Below are 6,513 nucleotides of genomic sequence, written 5' to 3'. Positions count from 1 at the left end.
ACCTCTGCGGGGTGTCGGAAGGCTCCGGCACGATGACCGCATGCTGCAGACCCTCGCCGTCGCCGGTTACCGCTCCCTCCGGGATGTCGTGGTGCCTCTGGGCGGGCTCACCGTGGTCACCGGCCCCAACGGGTCGGGAAAGTCCAACCTCTACCGCGCACTGCGCCTTCTCGCCGCCGCAGCGCGTGGCGAGGTGATCGGTGCCGTGGCGCGCGAGGGAGGACTGCCGTCCGTCCTGTGGGCGGGTCCGGAGAACGGCGGCACTCAGGGCACGGTGCGCCGTGGCCCGATCGCCCTCAGGCTGGGGTTCTCCTCCGACGAGCTCGGCTACCTCATCGACCTCGGCATCCCGCAGTCCGACCCTTCCGTCGCCAACCCGTTCGCCCGCGACCCGGAGATCAAGCGCGAGCAGGTCTTCGCCGGTCCGGTGGCCAAACCCGCGGCGCTGCTGATCGATCGGCGGCGACAGAGCACACGTGTGCGCGAGGGCGGATGGACCGAGCTCGACCAGCGTCTCGCGCCCTACGAGAGCATCGTGACCGACCTGGCCGACGGCGATACCGCGCCCGAGCTGCTGGCGCTGCGGCGCACGATGGGCGGGTGGCGGTTCTACGACCATTTCCGCGTGGATGCCGAGGCTCCCGCGCGCCGGCCGCAGGTCGGGACGCGCACCCAGACGCTGTCGCACGACGGGGCGACGCTGGCGGCCACGTGGGCTACGATCGTGGATGCCGGCCACGGCGACGCCCTGGACCGGGCCGTCCGCGACGCCTTCCCGGGGTCCCGCGTGGAGGTCCAGGCGAACGAGGGCCTGTTCCGTCTGGTCCTGCACCAGAGCGGCCTGCTCCGCCCGCTGGAGGCGGCGGAACTGTCGGACGGAACGCTGCGCTATCTCCTGTTGTGCACGGCCCTCCTGCCGGCGCGGCCCGCGCCGCTGCTGGTGCTCAACGAGCCGGAGGCGAGCCTGCATGTGTCGCTGCTCGCACCCCTCGCCCGGCTGATCCAGCATGCCGCCCAGCACACGCAGGTGCTCGTCGTCTCGCACGCGCGGGAGCTGGTCGAGGCACTCCCGGCGACGGCTCGCGTCGAGTTGCGCAAGGATCAGAACGGCACGGCCGTCGTCGGCCAAGGGTTCATGGACGTTCCCGCCTGGCATTGGGGGTCGCGGTGAACGGACCCCGAGGCCGCACTACTCCCGGATGCTCGCCCCGAAACGCTCGGCGGCCGAAGCCACGCCGGCCAGCTTGGCCTCCGTGGCTTCGGCAGCGGTGAGCGTGCGGTCCGGTGCCCGGAACCGCAGCGCGAACGTGAGGCTCTTGGTGCCCTCGACGAGCCCGCCGCCGCGGTAGTCGTCGACGAGGCGAACGGCCTCCAGCAACGCGCCCGCGCCCTCGCGCAGTGCCGACTCCACATCTCCCGCGACGACGTCTTCTGCGACCACGAGGGAGACGTCCTGCGTCGCGGCCGGGTACCCCGACAGCGACGGCGCCACGTCGGGCGCACCCGCGAGGCGCAGGATGAGGTCGAGGTCGAGCTCGGCGACGTAGACGGCTCCGTGCAGGTCGGCGTCGGCGGCCACCTGCGGCAGCACCTGTCCGACGTAGCCGACCTCCTGACCGGCGACCGTCAGGATGCCCGCACGGCCGGGGTGGAGCGCGGCGCGCTGCCCCTGCGCGACCTCGATCCGCACGCCCGCGCCGGCCGCGATAGCCTGCACGGCGCCGAGGACGTCCGAGAGGTCGGCGGCGACGGGGCTGTGGCCGGGCTGCTTGGCCACGACGTCGCCGGTGAGCAGGACGGCCACGTGGCGCGGCTGCGGCGGCAGCGCGGTGTTCAGAGCGGCGAGCGTCTCGTCGTCCGGACGCACGGCCAGCGGCGGCACGGTGTCGGTGCCGTAGACGACGCCCTCCTCGGGCGTGAACACGAGCCCCGTCTCGAACAGCGCGAGATCGGCGAAGCCGCGCGCCTGGTTGCGGTGCGCGACCTGAAGCAGCCCCGGGACGAGCGAACGGCGCAGATACGGAGCCTGGCCGTCGAGGGGGTTCGCGAGCTTGACGGACGCCAGCGGGTCCCCCGACGCCGACCCGTGCAGCGCGTTGGCCTCCGCCGTGGAGAACGGGAAGGACGGAGTCTCGACGAAGCCGGCGGCGGCGAGCGCGTTGGCCACGCGACGTCGCCCTTTTTGCAGCGGTGTGAGGCCGCGACCGGAGGGCGGAGTCGGCAGCACCGACGGGATCCGCTCGAGCCCGTGGATGCGCGCGACCTCCTCGGCGAGCGTCCACTTGTCGGTGAGGTCCGGACGCCACGTCGGCGGGATGACGAACCATCCCCCACCGGGGATGTCCGCCGGCTCCTCCCCGTCGAGCACCAGGGCCTCGGCGAACGCCTGGTCGACGTCGGTCACCTCACAGCCCACCATCTCCAGCGCGTCGATGATCTCGGCATCCGTGTAGTCGACGCCGATGAGGCCCGGGATGAAGGGCCGAGGCAGCTCGATGCCGTCGACGACGACCTCGCCGAACACCGCACCGCCGAACTCCGGATCGAGAGTGCCGCCGGCAAGCTCGACCATGAGGTCGGCGACGCGGCGGGCTGCCACGAACGGCAGCAGCGGGTCGACGCCGCGCTCGAAGCGGCGGGAGGCCTCCGAGGGCAGCTTGTGGCGACGGGCCGTCCGGGCGATCGTGGTGGGATCGAAGATCGCCGCCTCGACGAGGACGTTGCGCGTGGCGTCCGTCATCTCCGTCGTGCCGCCGCCCATCACGCCGGCGAGGCCGATCGGGCCGGAATCGTCGGTGATGAGCAGGTCCTCGGCGCTGAGCGTGCGCTCCTTGCCGTCGAGCGTCGTGAGCTTCTCGCCCTCGGCGGCGCGACGCACCGTGATGCCGCCCTGGAGGCGGTCGAGGTCGTAGCCGTGGGTGGGGTTGCCGAGCTCGAGCATGACGTAGTTCGTGATGTCGATCAGGATGCCGAGGGAGCGGATGCCGGCGAGGGTCAGCCTCGCGACCATCCACGGCGGCGTGGGCCGGGACGGATCGACGCCGCGCACGACGCGCGCGACGAACTCGCTCGCACCCACCCGGCCGCGAACCGGCGCCCGGTCATCGACGACCACGGGGAAGCCGCTGCCGGGCTGGACGTCGTCCCACTCGTGGTCCGCGGGATCGGAGAACGCGGCGCCGGTCGCGTGCGAGTACTCGCGTGCGATGCCGCGGATCGACAGTGCGTAGCCGCGATCCGGAGTGACGTTGACGTCGACGGCGACGTCGTCGAGGCCGAGCAGGGCGATCGCATCGGTCCCGACCTCCGGGTCGAGTCCCAGCTCGGCGAGACGCAGGATGCCGTTGTGCTCGTCACCCAGCCCGAGCTCGCGCGCTGAGGCGATCATGCCGTCCGAGACGTGCCCGTAGGTCTTGCGTGCGGAGATCGGGAACGGCCCCGGAAGGACCGCGCCGGGCAGCGACACGACGACCTTGTCGCCTTCGACGAAGTTCGAGGCGCCGCAGACGATCCCGCGGACTCCCCCGTTGGCCCCGCCGACGTCGACCTGGCACCAGCGGATCGTCTTGCCGTTGGACTGCGGCTCGGCCTCGAACGAGAGCACCTGGCCGACGACCACCGGCCCGCTGATGTCGAAGCCGATCGCCTCCTCCTCCTCGAACCCCACCGATACGAGGGCCGCGAAGACGTCGTCGGTCGTGACGTTCTCGGGAAGCTCGACGTACTCACGCAGCCACGACAGAGGGACGCGCATCAGACCACCATTCCGAACTGCTCACTGAAGCGGACATCGCCTTCGGCCATGTCGCGCATGTCCTGCACGTCGGAGCGGAACATGAGCGTGCGCTCGATGCCCATTCCGAACGCGAACCCCGAGTACACCTCGGGGTCGATCCCGGCGGCGCGCAGCACGTTCGGGTTGACCATGCCGCACCCGCCCCATTCGATCCAGCGCGCCCCGCCCTTGAAGGTCGGGTGCCAGAGATCCAGCTCGGCGGACGGCTCGGTGAACGGGAAGTAGTTGGTGCGAAAGCGCGTCTTCGCCTCGGCGCCGAACAGCACCTTGGCCGCGTGGTCCAGCGTGCCCTTCAGGTTCGCCATGGTGATGCCCTTGTCGACGACGAGGCCCTCGAACTGGTGGAAGGCGGGCAGATGAGTCGGGTCGAACTCGTCGGTGCGGTAGACGCGGCCCGGCGAGAGCACGTAGATCGGCAGGTCGCGCTCCAGCATCGACCGCATCTGCACGGGGCTCGTCTGCGTGCGCAGCAGGAGGTGCCGCTCGACCGGGTCGACGAAGAAGGTGTCCTGCAGCTGACGCGCCGGGTGGTCGATGTCGAAGTTGAGGCCGTCGAAGTTGTACCACTCGTGCTCGAGTTCGGGACCTTCGGCGATCTCCCACCCCATGCCGACGAAGAGGTCCGCGATCTCCTCCTGGAGGAGGGACACCGGATGCCGTGCCCCCACGCGCCCCCGCGGTGCGATGGCCGTGATGTCGACCCGCTCGGCCTCGAGCTTCGCGGCGGTCTCCGCGGCCGCGAGCTCCTCCTCGCGGGCGACCAGGGCCTGCGTCACACGGCCGCGCGCCTGACCGACGAGCTTGCCGAACGCGGCCTTCTCCTCGTTCGGCACGTGACGCAGCTGGGCGTTGAGCTGGGCGAGGGGCGACCCCTCACCGGCGTGGGCGGCACGCGCGGCCTTCAGCTCGGCGGTCGAGCCGGCGGCCGCGATCGCCGCCAAGGCGTCGGCGACGGCGGCATCCACGTTCTCTGGGGTGATCTCGGGTGCGTCAGACACAAGAGACGAGTCTACCGGCGGCGCAGCGGGGCGCCCGGACGCACCGTGCGACGCTCAGACCTGTCCGGGGTTTCCGGGGTCGAGCTTCCCGGCGCGCGCTTGCAGGGCGATCAGCTCGGTGTCGGTGCCGCCCGGCCCCATCGGATGGTGCGGTGCGCCGCCCTCGGCGACCTGCTGCTGCTGGCGCCGCTTCGTGCGCTGCTCGATGCGGTAGGCGACGTAGCTGAGCGCGAGACACATCACCACGTAGATCGAGCCGCCGACGATCGCCGTCTGGATGAGCGGGGAGCCGTACACGGCGTTCGATCCGAGGAGCTTGATGACGTAGAGGAGCTCGGGGTAGGTGATGATGAAGCCGAGCGCCGTGTCCTTCAGGGTGACGACGAGCTGCGCGACGATCACCGGCATCATGGCGCGGATCGCCTGCGGCAACAGGATGAGGCGGAGCACTCCCGCCTTGCGCAGCCCGATCGCGTATCCCGCCTCGCTCTGACCGCGCGGCAGCGACTCGACCCCGGCGCGGATGACCTCGGCGAGCACGGAACCGTTGTAGGCGACGAGGGCGATGACGACGGCCCAATAGGGCTCCATCCGGATGCCGATGACCGGCAGACCGTAATAGAGGAGCATCATGAACACGAGCACCGGGATGGCGCGAAGGACTTCGGTCACCCAGCCGACGGGGACGCGGATCCAGGCCCGGTCGGACAGCCGTCCGATCGCGAGGATGAACCCGAGGGCGAGCGCACCCACGGCCGCAGCGGCGAAGGCGGCGAGCGTGGCCACCGCACCGTCGAGCAGGCGCTGCCAGATCGTTCCGTACGAGAAGATCTCCCACTTGTCGGCGGAGAACTGCCCGGTGACCGCGAACCGCCACACGACCCATCCGACGAGGGCAAGGATCACGACGATCGTCGCCACGCCGAGGATCCGGTTGCGGGCGACGGCCTTCGGCCCGGGGACGTCGTAAAGGACGGAGCTCATCGTGCGACCTTCCATCTGCGCTCCATCGCTCGTTGCAGCCACGCGAGCAGCAAGACGAGGACGACGAAGATGACCATGACCCACAGCAGCGTCACGAGCTGATTCTCGCCGCGCTCACTGAGGTTGCTGCGGACCGAGCCGAGATTGAGGACGGAGAAGCCCGCGGCCACCGTCGTGTTCTTCAGCAGCGCGATGAGCACGCTCATCATCGGCGGGATGACCGAGCGCGTGGCCTGCGGCAGAACGACGAGCGTCATCACCTGTCCGAACGTGAGTCCGAGGGCGCGAGCCGCTTCGGCCTGCCCCACCGGTACCGTGTTGATGCCCGAGCGCAGCGTCTCGGCGACGTAGGTCGCCGTGTAGACCCCGAGGGCGAGCGTGGCCAGCAGGATCGCGTCGATGCGCTCGCGCAGCAGGATCGGCAGGCAGAACGCGAAGAAGAACATGACGAGCGTGAGCGGGGTGTTGCGGATCCAGTTGACGTAGACCGCGCCGACGGCGCGGGCGGCCGGAATCGGCGAGACGCGCATGGCGCCGACGATGAAGCCGAGCACGAGGGCGAGCAGGCCGCCGCCGAAGAACAGCACCAGGGTGCCCGTGAGGGCTTCGCCCCAGAGATCGAGGTTGTCGGTGATGACCTCCACCGCGCCGCCTTCCGTCGTTGTCTGCGTTGTCGTTGCCCGCGTCGTCGCCTCTGCCGGCCGGGATGCCGGCGGCAGCGTCGTCTGCGCTGCT

At 70.7% G+C, this 6,513-nt stretch carries 5 protein-coding genes; 1 reads left to right on the top strand and 4 read right to left on the bottom strand.

All coding sequences use genetic code 11. The annotated features are described in order from the left end of the window. Positions 1-40 precede the first annotated feature (40 nt). Positions 41-1,171, top strand: coding sequence for an AAA family ATPase (locus tag BGN98_RS00940; protein WP_288118923.1), 1,131 nt, complete (start codon positions 41-43; stop codon positions 1,169-1,171). An 18-nt stretch (positions 1,172-1,189) separates the two neighbouring features. Here the strand turns inward: BGN98_RS00940 and pheT are convergent, their stop codons facing one another. The 4 genes from pheT to BGN98_RS00920 are packed head-to-tail and all read right to left on the bottom strand — an operon-like array spanning position 1,190 to position 6,422. After that, positions 1,190-3,754, bottom strand: a complete 2,565-nt coding sequence (pheT, locus tag BGN98_RS00935) for a phenylalanine--tRNA ligase subunit beta (RefSeq protein WP_288118917.1) — start codon at positions 3,752-3,754, stop codon at positions 1,190-1,192. Next, positions 3,754-4,794, bottom strand: coding sequence for a phenylalanine--tRNA ligase subunit alpha (gene pheS, locus BGN98_RS00930; protein WP_288118913.1), 1,041 nt, complete (start codon positions 4,792-4,794; stop codon positions 3,754-3,756). The genes pheT and pheS overlap by 1 nt, the downstream gene beginning before the upstream one ends. 54 nt (positions 4,795-4,848) lie before the next feature. Then, positions 4,849-5,778: an amino acid ABC transporter permease gene (locus BGN98_RS00925; RefSeq protein WP_288118910.1), complete on the bottom strand. Its 930-nt coding sequence runs from the start codon at positions 5,776-5,778 to the stop codon at positions 4,849-4,851. Further along, the gene (locus BGN98_RS00920; RefSeq protein ID WP_288118907.1) at positions 5,775-6,422 is read right to left on the bottom strand and encodes an amino acid ABC transporter permease; all 648 of its coding nucleotides are present in this window, start codon (positions 6,420-6,422) and stop codon (positions 5,775-5,777) included. Before BGN98_RS00920 ends, BGN98_RS00925 begins: the two co-directional genes overlap by 4 nt. Between the last annotated feature and the right edge of the window lie 91 nt (positions 6,423-6,513).

Origin of the sequence: Microbacterium sp. 69-7, assembly GCF_001897985.1 — a bacterium.
Lineage (GTDB): Bacteria > Actinomycetota > Actinomycetes > Actinomycetales > Microbacteriaceae > Microbacterium > Microbacterium laevaniformans.
The sequence above is the reverse complement of the archived record's forward strand: the minus strand, read 5'-3'. Positions and strand labels throughout refer to the sequence as shown.

Excerpts from the sequence above, each read along its gene's own strand:
- BGN98_RS00940 (WP_288118923.1), top strand. The coding sequence starts at position 41 with ATGCTGCAGACCCTCGCCGTCGCCGGTTACCGCTCCCTCCGGGATGTC.
- pheT (WP_288118917.1), bottom strand. The coding sequence starts at position 3,754 with ATGCGCGTCCCTCTGTCGTGGCTGCGTGAGTACGTCGAGCTTCCCGAG.
- BGN98_RS00925 (WP_288118910.1), bottom strand. The coding sequence starts at position 5,778 with ATGAGCTCCGTCCTTTACGACGTCCCCGGGCCGAAGGCCGTCGCCCGC.